Here is a 19,629-nt window from a genome sequence, read left to right as displayed (position 1 = left end):
TTTGGCGGATTGGCGAGCCAGTCTCCCCGAGGTTCGCGGCAAGCTGCTGCATGACCAGCCACTGGCGCCTTATACCTGGTTCCGTGTGGGGGGTCCGGCCGATGTCCTGTTCCTGCCGGCCGATGAAGACGATCTGGCAGATGTCCTGAAAGCCCTGCCTGAAGAAGTGCCCGTTCACTTTATGGGCGTGGGGTCCAATTCGATTATTCGCGACGGTGGGGTCGAGGGTGTCACAGTACGGTTGATGGGCAAGTATTGGGGCGAGGTGCGCCCGGGTGGACCGCATTCGCTCTTCGCCCGCGCAGGCGCACTCGATCTGGCGGTGGCCAGGACGGCGGCGCGTGAAGGCATTGCGGGTCTGTCCTTCTTTTCTGGCATACCGGGTTCGGTCGGCGGAGCGGTGCGCACCAATGCCGGTTGTTATGGCCGCGAACTCAAGGATGTCGCCAACCAGATCGAAGCGGTGACTCGTTCGGGCGAGAAAGTCCGTTTCGAGGCTGAGATCGCGCAATATGGCGACCCCAAAATCGACTTTTCCTACCGCCACTCCAACCTCCCCGACGATATCATCGTCACGGGCATCCTGCTGACGGGCTCGGGCGAGGACGACCCGGCTGCGCTTGAGCGGGAGATCAAGGACCATCAGGCCCGGCGCGCCGAGACCCAACCGATCCGTGAAAAGACGGGCGGCTCCACCTTTGCCAACCCCGATCCACCCGGCACGCCGAACCAGCGCTCAAGCTGGAAGCTGATCGACGAGGCAGGCTGCCGGGGGCTGCGTGTCGGCGGGGCGCAAGTCAGTGCGAAGCACTGCAATTTCCTCATCAACGCGGATGAAGCCACAGCCGCCGATCTCGAAGCCCTGGGAGAACTCGTGCGCGCCCGCGTTCTCGATGTGACAGGTGTCCAGCTGCGCTGGGAAATCCGCCGCATCGGACGGATACAGACGCCTGCCTGACTAGTCCGCATCTTCAATCTCTTCGTGGACCTGTCCCCAGGCGAGCATGGCAAACAGGCCCGCGCCGCCGAGGATGTTACCAAAGAGGGCTGGCAGGAGGTTCACAAAGATCAGTTTCGCAAAGCCCGCTTCCCCTTCGAGCCCGACAAGAAACAGCTCCGCCGACCCCACCACGACGTGGGCGAAGTCGCCAAGCGCGATCAGATAGGTGAAGAAGAGGATGACCCAGAACTCATTGCCCTCCGAGCCCGGGCGCATCCACACCAGCGCAGCCACGAGAAAGCCCGCAGGAATGGCCTTCAGAAATGTCTCAAGGGCCCCCCACTCAGCAACATGGGCCCCGATCTCAACGGCAGCTTTCTTGACGTCCGGCTCAAGCGTTCCGCCATAGGCAATGAAGGCCGCGGCGAACAGGGTGCCCACCATGTTGGCAATAAAGACGGTAGACCAGAGTCGCGCCGTGCCAAGAATGGTCTTCCGGCAAGGGTCGGCAAGCGTTGGAAGGACGGCTGTCACCGTATTCTCGGTGAAAAGCTGCATGCGGCCGAGCATGACAATGAGAAAGCCGGCGGAATAGCCGAAATTCTCGATCAGGGGCCGCCAATCCGTGTCCGGCAAGCCGGTTCTCAGCATCGCCTCCATCGCTAGCGACATTGAGATACAGATGCCGGCCGCAATCCCTGACCACCAGATCGAGGCTTGCGGCCGTGAAATTTCTGCCCGGCCTTCCTGACGGATGATCTCGTAAACCATCCGGGGTTTGAGTTTTGTGAGTGTCGCGGCTTCGACCCGCTCCTCCTCGGTAATCTGATCTTCTTCAACGTGATCAGGCGATTTCTGCGGCGCGGTGTCTGACATGGAGGCTAAACGTCTGGTGTTACGCAATGTTCAAACCTACTGCGCCGTTGCTGCGGCTGGAAGGACTGCCTTAATTTCTCGCCGTCACCATGATTGTCTCAGCAACAGGCCAATCGGGCCGGTTTGATTGTTCGGAGGCAGGCATGAAGCGTGTTGCGGTTGTTTATGGGGGCTGGTCATCGGAGCGGGAGGTATCGGTTTCGTCAGGCACGCAAATGCTGCGGGCAGCCAAGGCCGCCGGCTATGATGCGGTCGGCATCGACGCAACGCGAGACCTTGCCCGCCAGATTGCTGACGTCCAGCCGGATGTCATTCTCAACGGCCTGCACGGCCCATGGGGAGAGGATGGCTGCGTTCAGGGCCTCTTCGAGATTCTCGACATTCCCTACACCCACTCTGGCGTGACTGCGTCTGCCATCGCCATGGACAAGCGCAAGTCGAAGGCTGTCTACATGCAGGCTGGTCTCGACGTTGCGAAAGACGTCGCCGTGACCCGCGAGGAAGCCGCCCGCGCCCATCCGATCGATCCGCCCTATGTCATCAAGCCGGTCAATGAAGGGTCCAGCTTTGGCGTTGTTTTCGTTCGCGAAACTAATAACGGCCCCTCGCAACTCGTTCTTTCTGAAGAGTGGAAGTATGGCGACAATCTCATGGCCGAGGAATACATCCCCGGACGTGAACTGACGGTCGCTGTTCTTGGCGATAAACCCCTGGCTGTCACCGAAATCACAACGTTAAGGGAGTTTTACGATTTTGATGCAAAATATGCAGCTGGTGGATCGCGTCATGTCGTGCCGGCAGACGTTCCGGAGCCCATAACGAACAAAGCTCTGGAAGCCGCTCTGAAGGCACATCAGGCGCTCGGGTGCCGAGGCGTGACGCGGTCCGATTTTCGATTTGACGAAGACAAGGACCGGCTCGTGATTCTGGAAACCAATACTCAGCCAGGCATGACACCGACCTCCCTCGTCCCGGAGCAGGCAGCCTATGCAGGCACGACCTTCGAGGATCTCGTCAGCTGGATGATCGAGGATGCTTCATGCCACAGGTAAAAGGCAGACAGACCCAGAAGGGGACTGGACGCAGCCGCAAGAAGGCCCCGCCGCCACCGCCTGAGACCGATTATGATCGCGTTGATGCCTCGTCGGTGGTTTTTGGCCTGGTCATGGTCCTCGCTGTCATCGTTGCCGGTGCGGCCTTGATGGGGGGGTCGCTTGCCAAGGTTGGTGACCGGTTCGCGACGGCTATGGATGGTGTTGCTGGCGCGGCAGGCTTTGCTGTCGACGATGTGCAAGTGGTCGGTCTTGAAACTGATCCAACGCTTGAGAGCCTGGTGGCGCGCATGTCAGAAGTCGACCCTGGCGAAAACATGTTTCGGGCCGACCCCCATGCCATTCGCCGCCGTGTCGTCTCGACCGGCCAGGTGACCAATGCCCGTGTCTATCGCCTGTGGCCAAACCAGATCCTGATCCATGCCTCGCCGGCAGAGGCCGTTGCGCTCTGGCATAATGGCGAGAGCTGGAAGGTCGTCGATACCTTCGGGCACATCATGGAAGGATTGGATCCGAAAGAGCACACATCTCTGCTTCGCCTCTCCGGCGCAGAAGCGCCTGAGGGGATGCCTGCGCTTATCAAGGCCCTTTCGCGCAACAAGTCGATCATTTCGGAAATGTCCTATGCTGAGCGCGTCTCCAAACGCCGCTGGGATATCAAGCTCAAGTCAGGCATCACCATCCAGCTTCCGGCCGATGCAAAAATCGACCGTGCCGCCGCACGCCTGGCCACGCTTGAGCAGACCGCAGAGCTTACCGCCCGGGACATTTCCCGCATCGATCTCCGTGTCGCCGGGCGGGCTTATCTCAAACCCACTCGTAGTGCCGGGCCGGGAAGCGCGCCCGCAGAAAGCTGAAGGCACCATGGCTAGAGCAGACGCTAAACTGAAACCGGCGAAAGCCGCCCGCATCGGCCAGGCGATCGCGTCGCTCGATATCGGTTCGTCGAAGATCACCTGCCTGATTGGGCGTTATGATCCGGCGTCCAAGGCCGGATTCGCCTTCCTGGGTGGTGGGCGCCAGCAGAGCCGTGGCTTCAGTGGCGGCTCGATCAAGGACATGGAAGCGCTTGAACGCTCGATAAGGCTGGCGGTCGAAGATGCCGAACGCCAGGCTGGCGAGCGTATAGAACAGGTCGTACTTGGCATTACCGGTCCGAAGGTTACTTGCGATTTCGTCGCTGCCGTTATCGACATTGGCGGGCGCGAGGTCACCCGCAAGGACATGAAGAAGTTGCATGCGAATGCACTCAACAAGGTCAATCCGAAGCAGACTGAAATCCTGTCGGCGCATCCTGTTCTCTACAAGCTGGACGACCAGGAAGGCATCAAGGACCCCGCCGGCATGATCGGCGAAAAACTGAGCGTTCTCCTGTCTGTGATTGCTGCGCCGAAGTCGCTTGTACGTAATCTCGTTGAATGTGTTGGGCGCGCGCACCTGCATGTTGACCGCATCATTCCGTCTGCAATTGCGAGCGGAGCAGGCTCGCTCATTGATGACGAGATCGAGAATGGCGCGCTCTGCATCGATATGGGGTCCGGCGTTACGGCGGCGTGTGCTTTCATCAACGGCTCGCCCGCCTGGCTTGGCCTTGTGCCTGCGGGTGGATCGAATGTCACCGGAGATATTGCCCAGGGCATTGGCACTACCTTCGCGGCGGCGGAACGAATGAAGACGGTCTACGGCACGGCAGATACAAAAAGCCCTGGTCTCGCTGAACGCATCGAGGTTGCCCGTCTCGGCGATGATGGCCGTCTCAACGGCAGCAAGATGGCCCGCGGTGACCTCGCCGCGATCATCTCGCCGCGCATCGAGGAGACGTTTGAATACGTCGCCGAGAAGCTTGCGGGCAGTGAGCTCAAGAAAATCATGCCGAGACGGACCGTACTGACAGGGGGAGGAAGCCTGCTTCCGGGCGTACGAGAGATTGCCGGACGTGTCCTGCAACAGCCTGTTCGGCTCGGAAAACCCGTGGAGGCCGACATTTTAGGTGAAACCCATGCCAATCCGGTCTTTTCCACAGCCGCAGGTCTGTTATCCTACGAGTTCAGGGGATTCACGGACGTTGCGAGGGCTGGCAACGCGTCCGAGGCATCAGGAGGGTCGGGAAGAAGCGGACTGCTCAACAAAGTGTTTCGGTGGCTGAGTGAAAATTTTTGACTCGTGAAGCCGGCACTTAACTGTCTTTTAGCTTGAGACGGGCAGTTTTAGTTTCAGAGACCCCCTCGGTAGATTGGTAAAGGCGCATAGAATGACTCAGGAACTCAAGCCCAGGATAGTCGTATTCGGTGTCGGTGGTGCTGGTGGTAACGCCGTAGACAACATGATCGATGCCAACCTGCAGGGTGTCGAGTTTGTTGTCGCGAATACTGATGCCCAGGCGCTTGACCGATCCAAGACGGAAAACCGCATTCAACTCGGCCTGGAAACGACCTCCGGCCTTGGTGCTGGTGCGCGCCCTGAAGTTGGCGCTGCGGCTGCCGAAGAATCCGTACACGATATCAACGAATACCTTGAAGGCGCCCATATGGTCTTCATCGCCGCAGGCCTTGGCGGCGGGACCGGGACGGGTGCTGCGCCGGTTATTGCTCGGGCAGCCCATGACAAGGGGATCCTGACCGTCGGTGTCGTCACCAAGCCGTTCAGCTTTGAAGGCGCTCGCCGGATGAATATCGCGGAAGGCGGCCTCGAAAAGATGAAGTCGGCTGTCGATACAATGATCGTCGTGCCGAACCAGAATCTTTTTCGCGTCGCCAATGAACGCACGACCTTCGCCGAAGCCTTCCGCATGGCCGACGATGTGCTCTATTCCGGCGTTCGCGGCATCACCGACCTCATGGTCATGCCGGGTCTGATCAATCTCGACTTTGCCGACGTGCGGACGATCATGAAGGGCATGGGCTCTGCGATGATGGGTATGGGCGAAGGCGAAGGCGAGGGCCGCGCGCTCGAAGCCGCCCGCGCTGCGATCGATAACCCGCTTCTGGACGATGTCTCGATGCAGGGCGCCAAGGGCGTGCTGATCAACATCACCGGTGGCTATGACATGACGCTGTTCGAACTCGACGAAGCGGCCAACGAAATCCGTCGCGAAGTCGATCCGGACGCCAATATCATTCTCGGCTCCACCTTCGATCCCGAACTCGAAGGCCGGCTGCGGGTCTCCGTTGTTGCTGCCGGTATCGAAGGTGCAACTGGTATTGCTGCCGTCGACCAGGCCGAAGCGCCGGCTGAAGCTGTCGCTGAAGAAGAGGCTCCCGTCCTCAGTGAGGGTGCTGAAGAGCGTCCCAAAGTTGTCGTGAGTGGCCCACAGGACGACATGTTCGAGACTGATCCGCGTCCGGATTTCCAGGGCCGTCAGCTGCCGCCCGCGCATATGAAACGGGCAGAGGGGGCCGACCAGGTGTCCGCGGACGAAGTGTTCAACCGTCCCCAGCCGCAGGCCCGCAAGGCGAAGCGCGAAGAGGATGATGCCGGTGCCGGCTTTGCCAACCTGTTTGGATGGCGCAAGGGCCCCGCGCAGGGCGATAATGACCAGGATGACGTCGATCTCGACGAGAAGATCGTCTCCTCACCGGACGATCATCCGAATGCCGCGCCGTTTGACGATGCCGATCTCGAGATTCCAGCCTTCCTGAGACGCTCGGCGAACCACTGATCGTAGCGACGTTCTTTGCAAAGAATGTAAAATGAAAACAGGGTTCTAACGCGCGTTGGGGCCCTGTTTGTCATATTGCGAAACATTCCTTGTTTTGAACCCACGGGGGAGTTCCTTCATGTGCAGGTCAGGCAAAAGGGTCACTTCGCCATGAGTAGCGTTCAGTTTCAGCAGACCGTCAATTGTCCAGTCGTGTGCGCCGGTGTTGGTGTTCACACTGGTGCGCGCGCGCGTATGGTCATGAAGCCTGCACCTGCTGGAACAGGCATTCGCTTCTGCCGCACAGACATTACCGATCGCGACAACATGATCGATGCGATCGGTGACCAGGTGAGCGAAGTCCAGCTCGGCACCACGCTGCGCAATGAGGACGGTGTGACCATTGCCACGGTCGAGCATCTGCTTGCTGCATGCGCCGGTGTCGGCGTCGATAATCTCATCATCGAGATCGACGGCCCGGAAGTGCCGATCATGGACGGCTCGTCGGCGGTCTATTGCGAACTGCTTCTTTCCGCTGGCCTGCGCCGTCAGGGCGCCATGCGCCGCCGCATCCGCATTCTAGAGGATGTGGAAGTCCGCGACGGTGTGAAGGTTGCCCGGCTCAGCCCCTCGGCTGACGATTACCTCTCCATTCATGCGAAGATCGAGTTTGAAAGCCGTGCCATCGGCACACAGCAGATGTCTTTGCGCCTCCTGCCGGGCATGTTTGCTCGTGACATCGCCTTTGCGCGCACCTTCGGCTTTGCGCACGAGGTCGAGATGCTGAAATCCATGGGGCTCGCCCGTGGTGGGTCGCTCGATAATGCGGTTGTCCTTGACGGTGATACGATCATGAATCCCGAAGGCTTGCGGATCAATGACGAGTTTGTGCGCCACAAGATTCTGGACGCCGTAGGGGATCTGATGCTCGCCGGCGCCCCCATTGCCGGTGTTTATGAGGCTCGCCAGCCAGGCCATGCTCTCAATAACAAGCTTGTCCGTGCGTTGCTGGATACGCCGACAGCCTGGTGCTGGGAAACTGACGAGGCCGAAGCCGAACAGGTCGCAAGTATGGCCGCACGCCGCTAAAGCTTAAGTGCTTGTCAAAATTTGGAACAGGGCGACCTGAATGCGCTTAGCTATCCGGCTGCGAGCGCATTTCTTTATGAAGATGGCTTGTCGTCAGGATTGCACCATCTGCGTCCGTTTCTTCTTCAGATTCGGCAAGCGTGCGGATCATCGTCAGGATCGAGCTGCGGACCTTCTCATCCTTGATGCGGGAAAGATTGCGTACGCACTCGATCGCCATGCGCGATGATGACAGCATGTCTTCGTCAACACTGCTTTCGGTACTGCTCAGGCCATCAAAGAACCAGGATGGGGAAACATCGAGTTGCTCGGCCAGCAGATAGAGGCGGCCAGCACTGACGCGGTTCGCACCCGTCTCATACTTCTGGATCTGCTGATAGGACACGCCGAGCGCGTCGCCCAGCTGGTCCTGCGTTTGCCCGGTCAGAATTCGGCGGCGGCGAATACGTTCGCCGACGATGGCATCGACATCAGATGCCGAAAAACCGGCGCTTCCCTTCTCGTCCATGGCTATTAGCCTTCTGGGCGGGGCGCCTCAAAATCCCCGGTTTCGGCGTGTTTCTGGTCGATGAACCTAGGGGAGTCACTGCTTAAAAACAAGCAAGACTGGCTGAACTTCCTGTATCGTGCCCTTTACATCGCGCCCCCGAAAGTCAAAGTGCGCGAGCAATGCAAACCGGGAGCCGGTAGAGTGACGATGCTTTCAACGAGAACCAGTCTTGCCCTTGCCTGTGCGGCCCTGATCGTGACGGCCTGTGGGGGGAATCGGCAGGCTCGCGACCTCGCCTATGTCGAACGTCCGGTCGAGGCGCTCTATAACGCTGCCGCAGACGAACTTGATCAGCGCGACTATATCAGCGCGATCGAGTTGTTTAACGAGGTCGAGCGCCAGCATCCCTATTCGGAGTGGGCGCGCCGCTCGACAATGATGTCGGCTTATGCCTCTTTCCGCGCGCGGCGCTATGACGACGCGATCTCCACGTCGCAGCGTTATCTGTCGCTCAACCCGGCCGGTCAGGGCGCCCCTTACGCGCACTATCTGATCGCGCTCAGCTATTTCCAGCAGATCGTTGACGTCGGCCGCGACCAGAAAACCACCGAGCTTGCGCGCGACGCTTTGAATGATGTTGTTCGCCGGTATCCCGGCACCGACTATGCTCGCGATGCAGAGATCAAGATCGACATGGTCAGAGACCAGCTTGCAGGCAAGGATATGGAAATCGGCCGCTGGTATCTGCGTCGCAATCAGCACCTCGCGGCTGTGAATCGCTTCAAGACGGTGGTCGACGAGTATGAGACGACCAGCCACGTGCCTGAGGCGCTCTACCGGCTGATCGAGAGTTATGTGTCGCTGGGGCTGAACGACCAGGCCGTTGCCGCGGCGTCTGTGCTCGGCTACAACTATCCCAACACCCGATGGTATTCGGATGGCTACAAGCTGCTCGACCGGTATGGAATTGCCGAACAGGCGGCTGCGCGTACCAATGAACAGGCCTCGCTCGACTAGGGCAGGTTAGGCCACCTCAAGAACAGGCTTGTTCTCATTTTGTTCTGATGGTAATCAGGGCGCATGATCATTGCGCTCTCCATACGATCCTTTCTGCTGATCGAGCGGCTCGATATCGAGGCCGCCAGCGGCTTCACCGCCCTCACCGGCGAAACCGGTGCGGGTAAATCCATCATTCTTGATGCGTTGGGCTTGGTGCTCGGCGCCCCGGCGAACCGGAAATTCGTCCGCAAGGGGGCTGATCAGGCAAGCGTGCTTGCTGAACTGTCGCTACCGCCCGACCATGAGGCCTGGGCCTTGCTGGATGAGCGCGGGATAGAGGCCTCCCCCTTCGAGACGCTGACGCTGAAGCGGGTCATTCCTGCCAACGGTCCGGCTCGCGCGTTTGTAAACGACCAGCCGGTCAATGCCGGCCTGCTTGATTCGCTTGGCGAGATGATTGTCGAGATTCACGGACAGCATTCGGCGTCTGGCTTGATGAAAGTCTCAAGACACCGTGACCTGCTCGACACCTATGCGGGCAATGAGGCTCTGCAGCAGGCTTGCCGCGAAAGCTGGAAAACCTATCAGGCTGCGCGATCCGCGCGTGAGCAAATCGAGACCGATCTCAAGGAAGCCGAGGCTCGCCACGCCTGGCTGGTTGAGACAAAGGAAGCGCTTGTAGCGCTGGATCCGCAGCCAGGGGAGGTAGAGGCGCTCGTCTCTGAGCGGTCAATCCTGATGCAGTCGGAGAAGATTGCCGCAGCTGCAGGGGAAGCCGCAGAGGCGTTCGACGATGGGGGGATCGAATCAGGCCTTGCACGTGCCAGCCGGGCGAGCGAACGGATTTTGACTGTGGACGGTGTCGCGGAAAGCGATGGCGCTTTGGCAAAGGCTGCGCGAAGCGCGGCGGAAGCATTGGAGCGCGCCTTGATCGAGGCAGGCGAGGCGCGTGCGGCGCTTGATGCGCTGAGTGCCGAAGCCGAGCATGACCCCGATCGCCTGGAGAAAGCTGACCAGCGGCTCCACGCACTGAAGTCCGCCGCCCGAAAGTATGATGTAGAGCCCGATGGTCTGCCGACCCTTCTGGAAGAGACGGCGGAAAAACTTGCGCTGAGCGAAGCGCCACAAGGCGCAATCGACAAGGCCCGTTCCGAAGAGAAGGCCGCGGCGGCACGCTGGCGTACTGAGGCAGACCGGCTGACTGAGGCCCGCCAGACGGCCGCCAAGCGGCTGGAATCTGCCATTGAGGAAGAATTGAAGCCTCTCAAACTCGAGCGGACGCGCGTTCAGGTTCGCTTTGACCCAGTGGCTGAGGAGGCCTCCGGTGCAAACGGGCATGAGAAGGTGGAATTCGAGGTCGAGACCAATCCCGGCGCAGGTTTCGGTCCGCTGCGACAGATCGCGTCCGGTGGTGAGCTTGCGCGGTTTTCGCTGGCCCTCCAGTGCGCGCTGGCCGAGACGACCAATGTGCCCGTCATGGTCTTCGACGAGGCTGACCAGGGGGTTGGCGGGGCAGTCGCCGCGGCGATCGGCGAGCGCTTGTCGCGTCTGGCGGGCAGCCGGCAGGTCTTTGCCATCACCCATAGTCCACAGGTTGCCGCAGCCGCCAGCGACCAATGGCTCGTTTCCAAGTCCGGGGCGGCTTCGAACGGGCTTGGCGAGACCTTGCTGAAAGGGCTAGATCAGCGCGAGAGGCATGAGGAAATCGCCCGCATGCTGTCTGGTGCAACCGTGACGGAAGAGGCAAGAGCCGCAGCAACGAGGCTCTTGGAAGATGTATGAGCAAGCCCGGCCCCGTCGAGTCCCTCACCGAAGAAGAGGCCCGGCGGGAACTGGCAAGGCTCTCGGCCGAGATCAGGCTGGCAGATGCCGCTTATTACAGGGAAGATGACCCTCATCTGAGCGATGCCGAATATGATGCGCTGCGTGATCGCAACAGCGCCATCGAGGCGCGCTTTCCTCACCTCAAACGTAAAGACAGCCCGAGCGAACGCGTCGGCCATGAGGTTTCCGAAGCGTTCAGCAAGGTTGCCCATGGCGTGCCGATGCTGTCGCTCGACAATGCGTTTGCAGATGAGGACGTCGCGGAGTTCGTGGCCCGCATCCGCCGGTTTCTCGGGCTCGACGATAGTGAATCACTTACCATCACGTCCGAACCGAAGATTGATGGCCTGTCGCTGAACCTCACTTACGAGGCCGGCGTCCTTGTTCGCGCCGCGACGCGGGGCAACGGGCAGGTGGGTGAGGACGTCACCGTAAATGCCCGTACTATAGAGGACATTCCGGAAAAACTTGGCGGCAAGACCTGGCCCGACAAAATCGAGGTCCGCGGCGAAGTCTATATGACGGGCGCAGCCTTCAAGGCGTTGAATGCCAGCCAGGAAGAGGCTGGCAAGAAGGTGTTCGCCAATCCGCGCAACGCCGCTGCCGGCAGCCTTCGCCAGCTCGATGTTGCGATCACGCGGTCACGCCCGCTGCGCTTTTTTGCCTATGCTTGGGGCGAGGTCTCCGAACCTTTCGCCGCCACCCAGACCGAGGCCGTCGAGACAATCGAAAAGTGGGGCTTTGTCACCAACGATCTCTTCAAGCCGCATGAAACAGTCGACGGTCTGCTGGAGGCCTATCGCGACCTTGCCGAACGCCGCGCCATGCTCGGCTACGATATCGACGGCGTCGTCTACAAGGTCGACCGGCTGGACTGGCAGGAACGGCTTGGTTTTGTCAGCCGCTTTCCGCGCTGGGCCATCGCCCACAAATTCCCCGCCGAACGCGCTGTCACGAAGCTGGAGTCCATCGAGATCCAGGTTGGGCGTACAGGCACGCTGACACCCGTGGCGCGCCTGACGCCGGTGACCGTCGGCGGCGTCGTCGTTTCGAATGCGACGTTGCACAATGAAGATGAGATCGCCCGTCTCGATGTGCGCCCCGGCGACATGGTCGAGATACAGCGCGCCGGCGATGTCATCCCGCAGGTGCTCGGCGTAGTCGATCCGGACGACAATCGCGCACCGCCCTTCGAGATGCCCGGTGAATGCCCCGAGTGCGGCTCTGCGGCTGTCCGGGAAGTCGACGACAAGGGCGAAGAAGATGTCCGCCGTCGCTGCACCGGCGGGCTGACCTGTCCGGCCCAGGCTGTTGAACGCCTGAAACATTTCGTCTCCCGCAAGGCGCTCGACATCGATGGACTTGGCGCGAAACAGATCGAGCTATTCTACGGCCACGGGGTGGTGAAAGGCCCGCAGGATATCTTCCGCCTTGCCGACCGGATCGAGGCGGCCGGCCTGCCGCCGCTCAGCGAGTGGGAAGGCTTCGGCGAGACCTCGGCGCGCAACCTGTTTGCCGCCATCGATGCGCGCCGCTCGCCGCCGTTCCAGCGATTTCTTAATGGCCTCGGCATCCGCCATGTCGGCGAGACGACATCAGGCCTGTTCGCGCGCAGTTACCTGAAATGGGAAAACTTCTGGGACACAGTGAAGAAGGCGTCGCAAGGCGAGGAAGGCGCCGAGGCCGACCTGCTGTCCATCGACGGTGTGGGTCAGACAGCAGTAACAAGTCTCAAGGACTTTGCCGCAGAGCCCCACAATCAGGACATGCTGACCGCGCTGCTGGATGAGGTCGATGTTGAGGACGCTGAAGCGGCCGCCAGCGACAGCCCGGTCGCCGGCAAGACCATCGTGTTCACCGGCACGCTCGAAAAGATGACCCGGGACGAGGCCAAGTCGCGGGCGACCGCGCTCGGCGCAAAGGTGTCGGGTTCGGTGTCGAAGAAGACCGATATTGTCGTTGCCGGTCCGGGTGCGGGCTCCAAGCTCAAAAAGGCTGAGGAACTCGGCGTTCAGGTCATGAGCGAGGATGACTGGCTGGAGCTGGCGGGACTTTAGAGAACAGTCCCGCCCGTCCGTTTAGAGCGGCTGGCACTGTTCTTTCAGCCAGTCTCCCGCCTCACCATCAACCAGCGGGCCGATCTTTTCCAGCACTTCGGCATGATAGCAGTTCACCCACTCATGCTCGGCAGGCGAGAGCAGATCGAGGTCGATCAGGTCGCGAGACAGCGGCGCCCAGGTGAGGTTCCGGAAGCCCAGCATCTTGCGCTCTCCGCCCGGGATCGATTCCGGCGGTGTGACGTACTGCAGGTTTTCGATTCGGATCCCGTACTGGCCTTCGCGATAGAAGCCCGGCTCGTTCGAGACGATCATGCCGGGCGAGAGCGGCACGCTGTTCCATGGTTTGGCAATCCGCTGCGGGCCCTCATGAACACCGAGATAGACGCCGACGCCATGGCCGGTGCCATGGTCGTAATCGAGACCGGCCTGCCACAGCGGGTGGCGCGCCAGTGTGTCGAGATGCGTGCCGGTCGTGCCTTCCGGGAAGCGCACATCCGCGAGTGCGATGTGGCCTTTCAGGACAAGCGTATAGTGACGCTTCATGTCGGCAGACGGTTCACCGATGGGCACAGTCCGGGTCACGTCCGTCGTACCGTCGAGATACTGCCCGCCACTGTCGACAAGATAGAGCGTACCGCGCTCAAGCTTGAGGTTCGAGGCGGACGAGACACGATAGTGTGGCAGGGCGCCATGTGGGCCGGCGCCGGAAATCGTCTCGAAGGAGAGATCGTTCAGGTCGCCCAGATCCTCGCGGAAGCTTTCGAGCTTCAGGGCGGCATCAATCTCGGTCACCGTGCCGGACTGGGCTTCGGTGGCGAGCCAGTGCAGGAAGCGGGTAAGCGCGGCGCCATCCCGGACATGGGCGGCTTCAGTGCCCGCAATCTCCGTGTCGTTCTTGCAGGCCTTGGGCAGAAGGACCGGATCGCGCTTGCGCGTAATCTCGGCCCCGGCCGCTTCCAGCTCCCGGAAGAACCAGGCCGAGGCAAGGGCAGGATCGAGGCTCACCGTTTTGCCCTTCAGCTCGCCCAGGGCGGGTTCGAGGTCTTCCATTGGGCGCAGGCGAACCTGGTTGCCAAGATGCTCACGCAGGGCGTCGGAAGATTTCTGCGGATCGAGGAAGAGGTCGGCCGAGCCGTCATCTTTCAGGATAGCGCGCGAGAGAGGAAGCGGCGAGCAGGCGACATCGCCACCGCGAATGTTGAACGCCCAAGCCACCGAAGCGGGCGAGGTAATGACCGCGGCTTCAGCGCCGTCTTCCTTCAGGGCATCGGCGATCTTCGCGCGTTTTTTGCCCGCATCCTCGCCGGCATATTGAACAGCCTGCGGCACAACCTTCGCCATCGGCTCGGCCGGGCGGTCGTCCCAGGCGGCATCGATCGGATTGGTCTCGACCGCCTTCAACGCCACGCCGGCCTTCTTCGCGCTCTCTTCGAGCGTGGCGAGATCATTCGGCGTCATCAGCTTTGGGTCATAGCCGACCGTCTTGTCCTTCAGTGATTGCCTGGCGAGCCAGCCGAATGGGCCCGGATCCGGCAGGCCCTGCACCTCGATGAGGTCGGGATCGGTCTGGTCACGTACCTGCAGGGTATAGCGGCCATCCGCGAAGATGACGGCCTTGTCCTGGAAGACCATGGCGGCCCCGGCAGAGCCGGTAAAGCCGGTCGCCCAGGCGAGACGATCATTGCAGGCCGGCAGGTATTCGTTCTGGTACTCGTCCTCATGGGGGACATAGAAACCATCAAGACCCTGGGCCTTCATGGCGTCGCGAAGGCGGGGAAGGTTCTGGCGCCCGAGCTGCGGGCCGCCCTTCACATCGAAATTCTGTCTCATGCTCCAAACGTAGTGCGAAAGCACCAGAAGCGGAAGGCGCAGGCTTCAGGAAGATTTGCGGAACACAAGGCTCACCCATCCATCCTTGCGGACGCGGTGGACGAGCGACAGGCCGCGCGAGCCATAGGCCTTGCGCACCAGCGGCTCCTGCGCTTCGAGCAGGCCGGACAGGATGACATGACCGCCGGGCGCCGTCAGCGGAGCGATATCCGGCGCAAGTCCCACCAGTGGACGGAACAGGATGTTCGCAAAGACGAGATCATACGGTCCGTCACGGCGGATGGTGGTGTTCATGCCGCCGCCGGTTTCGAAGGTCTGGAAGGCATTGGCCACATGGTTCTTGGCCGCGTTTTCATTTGCGACGCGCACGCTGTCTTTATCGATCTCCGTGCCCCACGCCCTGATCGCGCCCGCCTTGATGGCGGCAATCGCAAGCACGCCGGAGCCGGTCCCGACATCGAGCACTTTTTGGGGGCGGGTCCGCTTAAGCACTTCCTCGAAGCCCATCAGACATCCGAGCGTCGTGCCGTGGTGTCCGGTCCCGAAAGCAGGGCCGGCCTCGATCAGGATCGGGGTCTTGCCCGGCGCTGACTTGGCCAATGCATGGCTACCCGCGACGATAAAGCGGCCGGCTTCTACGGGCGGCAGGCCTTCGAGCGACAGGGTCACCCAGTCGCGGTCCTCCAGCGCCTCGACGACTGGATTGAGTGTCGGCGAGGTCTCCAGGATCATCGCCTTGCAGGCATCGGCATCTTCCTGGGTTTCAGCATAGGCATCGAGGCGCCAGGCATGGCGACCGTCCTCCTTCGCATCGACGGCCCCGGCCGGGGACGGATCGGCCCAGGCAAGTGCGTCCCAGGCAGGTTCGATGGCCTCGCGCGGGCCTTTGGCAGAGATCTGGTACATGGGGGAAGGCCCATAGCAGAGCCGCCAAAAGCCGGATAGGGTCTCAAGCATCGAACAGTCAGGAAGGGATGGCGTGATGGGACTCCGAATGGGTTGGGCAAGCGGAATGGTTGCGCTGGTGATCGCGTCCTGCATGACGGCACCTGTCATGAGCGCGCAGAACGCGGAGGCCGCAGACTGGCAGTCGATACCAGTCGACAATCTCCTGCTCATCGAAACTGAAAAGGGGCCCGTAACGGTTGAGCTCAATCCTGAGTTCGCGCCTCAGCACGTGGCGCGCATGCGGGCGCTTTCAGCCAAGGGTGCTCTGGATGGAGAGCGCTTCTACCGCGTGATTGAGGGATTCGTCGCGCAAGGAGGGCTGCAGGACGAAGAAGCGATTGCCGATTGGCCGACATTGGAGAACGAGAATGACAGGCCCTATGGCGGCGAGGGCTTTGTGTCGCTCGGCAATGAGGATCTCTTCGCGTCCGAGGTGGGCCACATAGACGGCTTCGCGGTCGGCCGGGACGAGGCCCTTGATCAGGAGTGGCTGCTACATTGTCCCGGGGCCATGGCGATGGCGCGCGATGTGGACCCGGATTCTGGTTCGACGGAATTCTACATTGTTCTCGATGCGCAGCGCTATCTGGACCGGAACCTCACCGTCTTCGGACGCGTGATAGACGGCATGGAGCACGTTCAGGCACTGAAACGTGGCAAGCGGGAAATCGAGAGCGGTGTCATCCAGGCGCCCGAGCAGGGAGACCTGATCACTCGCTTCCGCATAGCTGCCGAGCTGCCTGAAGACGAGCAGCCGGTCTGGGAAAAAATGGAGACCGGCAGCGAGGCCTTCGAGGACGTCAAGACGTCGAAGCGTGTGCGCAATGAGGATTTCTTCTATCGCAAGCCGCCAAAAGTGCTCGACATATGCAGCTTCACCGCTCCTGTGCGAAAGGCCGGTGGAGAATAGCCAGGCTTAGTCGTGGCGTGCCTGATAGTAGGAGTACTCGTCACGGCGAGCAGTATAGTCCGTGCGATCGCGATAGCGGCCGTCGCTTGACCAGATGACCGTGTTCTCTCGATAGACTGGGCCGTCGGAATAGGGCCCATCATACCCGTCATAACGGGTTTCGCGGCGCCACTCATCATGCTCGCGCCGGCCTTCATTGTAACGGCCCTCGCGATAATAGCGCTCTTCGTGATGCTTGCGATAATGACTGTGATGGACATCGCCGTGATGGGTTGCGGCTGGGTTGCAATCGGGTGCGGCCATCCGCGTGTAGCTGCGTCTATAATGACGCACGACCACCGGTTCTGTCGTGTAAGTGCGGGTATAGCTCACCGGCGCGCAGCAGCAGCCGCAAGCAGAACTCGTGTAACGGACGGGGGCTGTATCGCGCTCGACATAGACCACCCGGACATTTTCATGAGCAGTGCGGGCCTCCTGCGCATGGGGAGCGAGGGCTGACGGACCCCGGTTCGGCGGGGGCGCATCCTTGTAGCCATCCGCGAATGCCGGCAGCGCTGACATCACGATCAGGCCTGCGCTCAACATGATGGCTTTCCGCATGGGGTATCCCTCCTTGTGCTACTCTACAGGGCTAACCAATCGTTAACACGAAAGCCGCTGGACGGGCAGATGTTCCAATCACGAGCCGGAAAAATTCGCACGGCCAGGGCCTATGCGACGGTCAGGAAAAGCGGCTATGAGACAGTCCATGAAGACTAATCTGAAAATCGCGATTGCCGGGGTTGCCGGCCGGATGGGCCAGCAGATCGCTCAAGCAGCCCTGGACGCCGGACATACGATCACCGGTGCAACAGAGGCATCGGGATCACCGAAGCTCGGCCAGGACATCGGGGCCATACTGGACCGGTCCGATATTGGGGTCGTTCCGGTCGAAGACCCGGCCGAGGCCGCGAAAGGCGCCGACGTCTGGATCGACTTCACTGCTCCGAAGGCCACGCTGGCCGCACTGCATGGCCTGAAGGCCCAGGGCGTGAAGGCGGCGATCATCGGAACGACAGGCTTCGACGGCGCAGATGAAGCTGACATTGCTGAAGTCGCCGACGAGATCGCCATTGTGAAGGCGGGCAATTTTTCGCTCGGCGTGAACCTGCTCTGCGCGCTCACCAGGCGCGCCGCCGAAAGCCTCGGCGAAGACTGGGATATCGAGGTGCTGGAAACCCATCACCGCCGAAAGGTGGACGCGCCCTCCGGGACCGCGCTGATGTTGGGCGATGCGGCGGCTCAGGGGCGGGGCTCTGACCTGAAAGCGTTGCGCAGCGCGCCTTATGACGGTCCGGATGCGAAGCGGGAAACGGGCAGGATTGGCTTTGCGGTGCGCCGCTCCGGCGGTGTCATAGGCGAGCATGAAGTGACCTTCGGCTCCGACATGGAAATCCTTTCGCTCGCCCATACGGCGCTCGACCGTGCCGTGTTCGCCAACGGGGCGCTGGCGGCCGCACGCTGGGCGGTCCGGCAGGCGCCTGGCCTCTACGACATGGATGATGTGCTCGGCCTGTAACAGGCTTTGACGCAACGGCAGAGATTGCAATTCCCGAAGGGAAGGGGGCTAGGTCTCCATTATCAGCCAAACATCTGAGTATCTTCGGGAGGACATCATGGCAGAGGCTTATATCATCGACGCGGTTCGTACGCCGCGTGGCATCGGCAAGGTCGGCAAGGGCTCGCTCGCCCACCTGCATCCGCAGCATCTGGGGGCAACGGTGCTCGGCGCGATCCGCGACCGCAACAATCTCGACACGGCAACTGTCGACGACATCATCTGGGGCACGAGTTCCCAGCGCGGCGCACAGGGCGCCGACATGGGCCGTATGGCCGCGCTTGATGCCGGCTATGACGTGAAAGCGTCGGGTGTGACGCTCGACCGTTTCTGCGGCTCTGGCATTACTTCGGTTTCGCTCGCGGCAGCGCAAATCATGTCCGGCATGGAAGACTGCGTCGTCGCCGGTGGCTGCGAAATGATGAGCTACACCTCGTCGACAGCCGACCCCAAGAACCCACCCATGATGGATGCGGGCAACCTGCACCTTCGCGAAATGCATCCCCAGTCCCAGCAGGGCTGCTGCGCCGACGCCATTGCGACGCTAGAAGGCATTGACCGTGAAGCGGTCGACCAGCTTGCCGTAACATCGCAGGTACGCGCCAAGCGGGCCATGGACGAGGGCCGTTTCGACAAATCAGTCATTCCGGTCCACAACCGTGACGGCTCGCTCGCCCTCGACAAGGATGAGTTTCCGCGTCCGGGCACGACGATGGAAAGTCTGTCGGGCCTGAAGACCGTCTTCAACATGTTCTGGGACGTGCCGGTCGATGAAAAGGGCATGACCTATGGCAACATGATCGAGCAGAAATACCCGCAGCTGAAAGGCAGTGTTCAGCACGTTCACCACGCTGGTAACTCGTCAGGCGTTGTCGACGGTGCGGCCGCGATCCTCGTGACCTCGAAGGAATATGCCGACAAGCATGGTCTGAAGCCGCGTGCCCGTATCGTCGCGACGGCGAACATGGGCGACGATCCCACGCTGATGCTGAATGCGCCAGTTCCGGCGGCGAAGAAGGTCCTCGAAAAGGCCGGCATGACGACTGACGACATCGACGTTTACGAGATCAACGAGGCGTTCTCGGTCGTGGCGGAAAAGTTCATTCGCGACCTGAAGCTCGACCGTGAGAAAGTGAACATCAATGGCGGCGCCATGGCGCTTGGCCATCCGATCGGCGCGACAGGTTCGATCCTGATCGGTACGGCCCTGGACGAGCTTGAGCGCTCGGGTGGCAAGTATGGCCTGATCACGATGTGTGCTGCGGGTGGCATGGCCCCGGCCATTATCATTGAGCGTATGGACGCCTGATAAGTCACACTTAGGGAAATCCGAGCCCGGCGACCTGATCAGGCCGCCGGGCTTTCTCTTTGCCCGAA

The 19,629-nt window shown here is 61.0% G+C and carries 17 protein-coding genes; 12 read left to right on the top strand and 5 right to left on the bottom strand.

Translation table 11 applies throughout. The features are described from left to right. The first annotated feature begins 1 nt into the window (after position 1). A complete protein-coding gene (gene murB, locus Q1K29_RS00155; RefSeq protein ID WP_300389891.1) occupies positions 2-958 on the top strand; it encodes a UDP-N-acetylmuramate dehydrogenase in 957 nt (318 codons plus the stop codon). Here murB and Q1K29_RS00150 read toward each other — a convergent pair whose 3' ends face one another. Further along, on the bottom strand, positions 959-1,816 hold the full coding sequence (locus Q1K29_RS00150; protein WP_300389888.1) for a formate/nitrite transporter family protein: 858 nt from the start codon (positions 1,814-1,816) through the stop codon (positions 959-961). A 143-nt stretch (positions 1,817-1,959) separates the two neighbouring features. Between Q1K29_RS00150 and Q1K29_RS00145 the strand changes: the two genes are divergently transcribed. From Q1K29_RS00145 to lpxC, 5 genes are all read left to right on the top strand, one after another. After that, positions 1,960-2,868 carry a D-alanine--D-alanine ligase gene (locus tag Q1K29_RS00145; RefSeq protein ID WP_300389886.1) on the top strand — a complete coding sequence of 303 codons (909 nt, stop codon included), beginning with the start codon at positions 1,960-1,962 and terminating at the stop codon, positions 2,866-2,868. Next, positions 2,856-3,725 carry a cell division protein FtsQ/DivIB gene (locus tag Q1K29_RS00140; RefSeq protein ID WP_300389883.1) on the top strand — a complete coding sequence of 290 codons (870 nt, stop codon included), beginning with the start codon at positions 2,856-2,858 and terminating at the stop codon, positions 3,723-3,725. The genes Q1K29_RS00145 and Q1K29_RS00140 overlap by 13 nt, the downstream gene beginning before the upstream one ends. Positions 3,726-3,732: 7 nt before the next feature. Beyond that, positions 3,733-5,028, top strand: coding sequence for a cell division protein FtsA (ftsA, locus tag Q1K29_RS00135; protein WP_300389880.1), 1,296 nt, complete (start codon positions 3,733-3,735; stop codon positions 5,026-5,028). A gap of 91 nt (positions 5,029-5,119) precedes the next feature. Beyond that, entirely contained in the window at positions 5,120-6,526 is a 1,407-nt protein-coding gene (gene ftsZ / locus Q1K29_RS00130) for a cell division protein FtsZ (RefSeq protein WP_300389877.1), read from the top strand. Positions 6,527-6,676: 150 nt separating this feature from the next. Continuing rightward, a complete protein-coding gene (gene lpxC / locus Q1K29_RS00125; protein WP_300389874.1) occupies positions 6,677-7,594 on the top strand; it encodes a UDP-3-O-acyl-N-acetylglucosamine deacetylase in 918 nt (305 codons plus the stop codon). 46 nt (positions 7,595-7,640) lie between these two features. Here lpxC and Q1K29_RS00120 read toward each other — a convergent pair whose 3' ends face one another. Then, complete coding sequence (locus Q1K29_RS00120; protein WP_300389871.1) at positions 7,641-8,102, bottom strand: helix-turn-helix transcriptional regulator; 462 nt, start codon at positions 8,100-8,102, stop codon at positions 7,641-7,643. A 189-nt stretch (positions 8,103-8,291) separates the two neighbouring features. Between Q1K29_RS00120 and Q1K29_RS00115 the strand changes: the two genes are divergently transcribed. The 3 genes from Q1K29_RS00115 to ligA all read left to right on the top strand — a co-directional run bounded on the left by Q1K29_RS00115 (position 8,292) and on the right by ligA (position 12,964). Beyond that, the gene (locus Q1K29_RS00115) at positions 8,292-9,101 is read left to right on the top strand and encodes an outer membrane protein assembly factor BamD (protein ID WP_300389868.1); all 810 of its coding nucleotides are present in this window, start codon (positions 8,292-8,294) and stop codon (positions 9,099-9,101) included. Between the two features lie 63 nt (positions 9,102-9,164). Further along, on the top strand, positions 9,165-10,865 hold the full coding sequence (locus tag Q1K29_RS00110) for a DNA repair protein RecN (protein WP_300389865.1): 1,701 nt from the start codon (positions 9,165-9,167) through the stop codon (positions 10,863-10,865). Beyond that, positions 10,862-12,964 (top strand): NAD-dependent DNA ligase LigA, encoded by a 2,103-nt coding sequence (gene ligA / locus Q1K29_RS00105; RefSeq protein ID WP_300389862.1) that lies wholly within the window; start codon positions 10,862-10,864, stop codon positions 12,962-12,964. The genes Q1K29_RS00110 and ligA overlap by 4 nt, the downstream gene beginning before the upstream one ends. A gap of 21 nt (positions 12,965-12,985) precedes the next feature. Here the strand turns inward: ligA and Q1K29_RS00100 are convergent, their stop codons facing one another. Further along, on the bottom strand, positions 12,986-14,797 hold the full coding sequence (locus Q1K29_RS00100) for an aminopeptidase P family protein (protein ID WP_300389859.1): 1,812 nt from the start codon (positions 14,795-14,797) through the stop codon (positions 12,986-12,988). Between the two features lie 45 nt (positions 14,798-14,842). After that, positions 14,843-15,703, bottom strand: a complete 861-nt coding sequence (locus tag Q1K29_RS00095; RefSeq protein WP_300389856.1) for a 50S ribosomal protein L11 methyltransferase — start codon at positions 15,701-15,703, stop codon at positions 14,843-14,845. Positions 15,704-15,779: 76 nt separating this feature from the next. Between Q1K29_RS00095 and Q1K29_RS00090 the strand changes: the two genes are divergently transcribed. After that, entirely contained in the window at positions 15,780-16,655 is an 876-nt protein-coding gene (locus Q1K29_RS00090; RefSeq protein ID WP_300391918.1) for a peptidylprolyl isomerase, read from the top strand. Between the two features lie 6 nt (positions 16,656-16,661). Here the strand turns inward: Q1K29_RS00090 and Q1K29_RS00085 are convergent, their stop codons facing one another. Continuing rightward, positions 16,662-17,255, bottom strand: coding sequence for a hypothetical protein (locus tag Q1K29_RS00085; protein WP_300389853.1), 594 nt, complete (start codon positions 17,253-17,255; stop codon positions 16,662-16,664). Positions 17,256-17,403: 148 nt separating this feature from the next. Here Q1K29_RS00085 and dapB point away from each other — a divergent pair, with 148 nt between their 5' ends. Together dapB and Q1K29_RS00075 are read left to right on the top strand one after the other, a co-directional pair. Further along, complete coding sequence (gene dapB / locus Q1K29_RS00080; protein WP_300389849.1) at positions 17,404-18,213, top strand: 4-hydroxy-tetrahydrodipicolinate reductase; 810 nt, start codon at positions 17,404-17,406, stop codon at positions 18,211-18,213. A 97-nt stretch (positions 18,214-18,310) separates the two neighbouring features. Next, positions 18,311-19,561 (top strand): acetyl-CoA C-acetyltransferase, encoded by a 1,251-nt coding sequence (locus tag Q1K29_RS00075; RefSeq protein ID WP_300389847.1) that lies wholly within the window; start codon positions 18,311-18,313, stop codon positions 19,559-19,561. Positions 19,562-19,629: the final 68 nt, after the last annotated feature.

Source organism: Henriciella sp. (assembly GCF_029937755.1).
Taxonomy (GTDB): Bacteria; Pseudomonadota; Alphaproteobacteria; order Caulobacterales; family Hyphomonadaceae; genus Henriciella.
The sequence above is the reverse complement of the archived record's forward strand: the minus strand, read 5'-3'. Positions and strand labels throughout refer to the sequence as shown.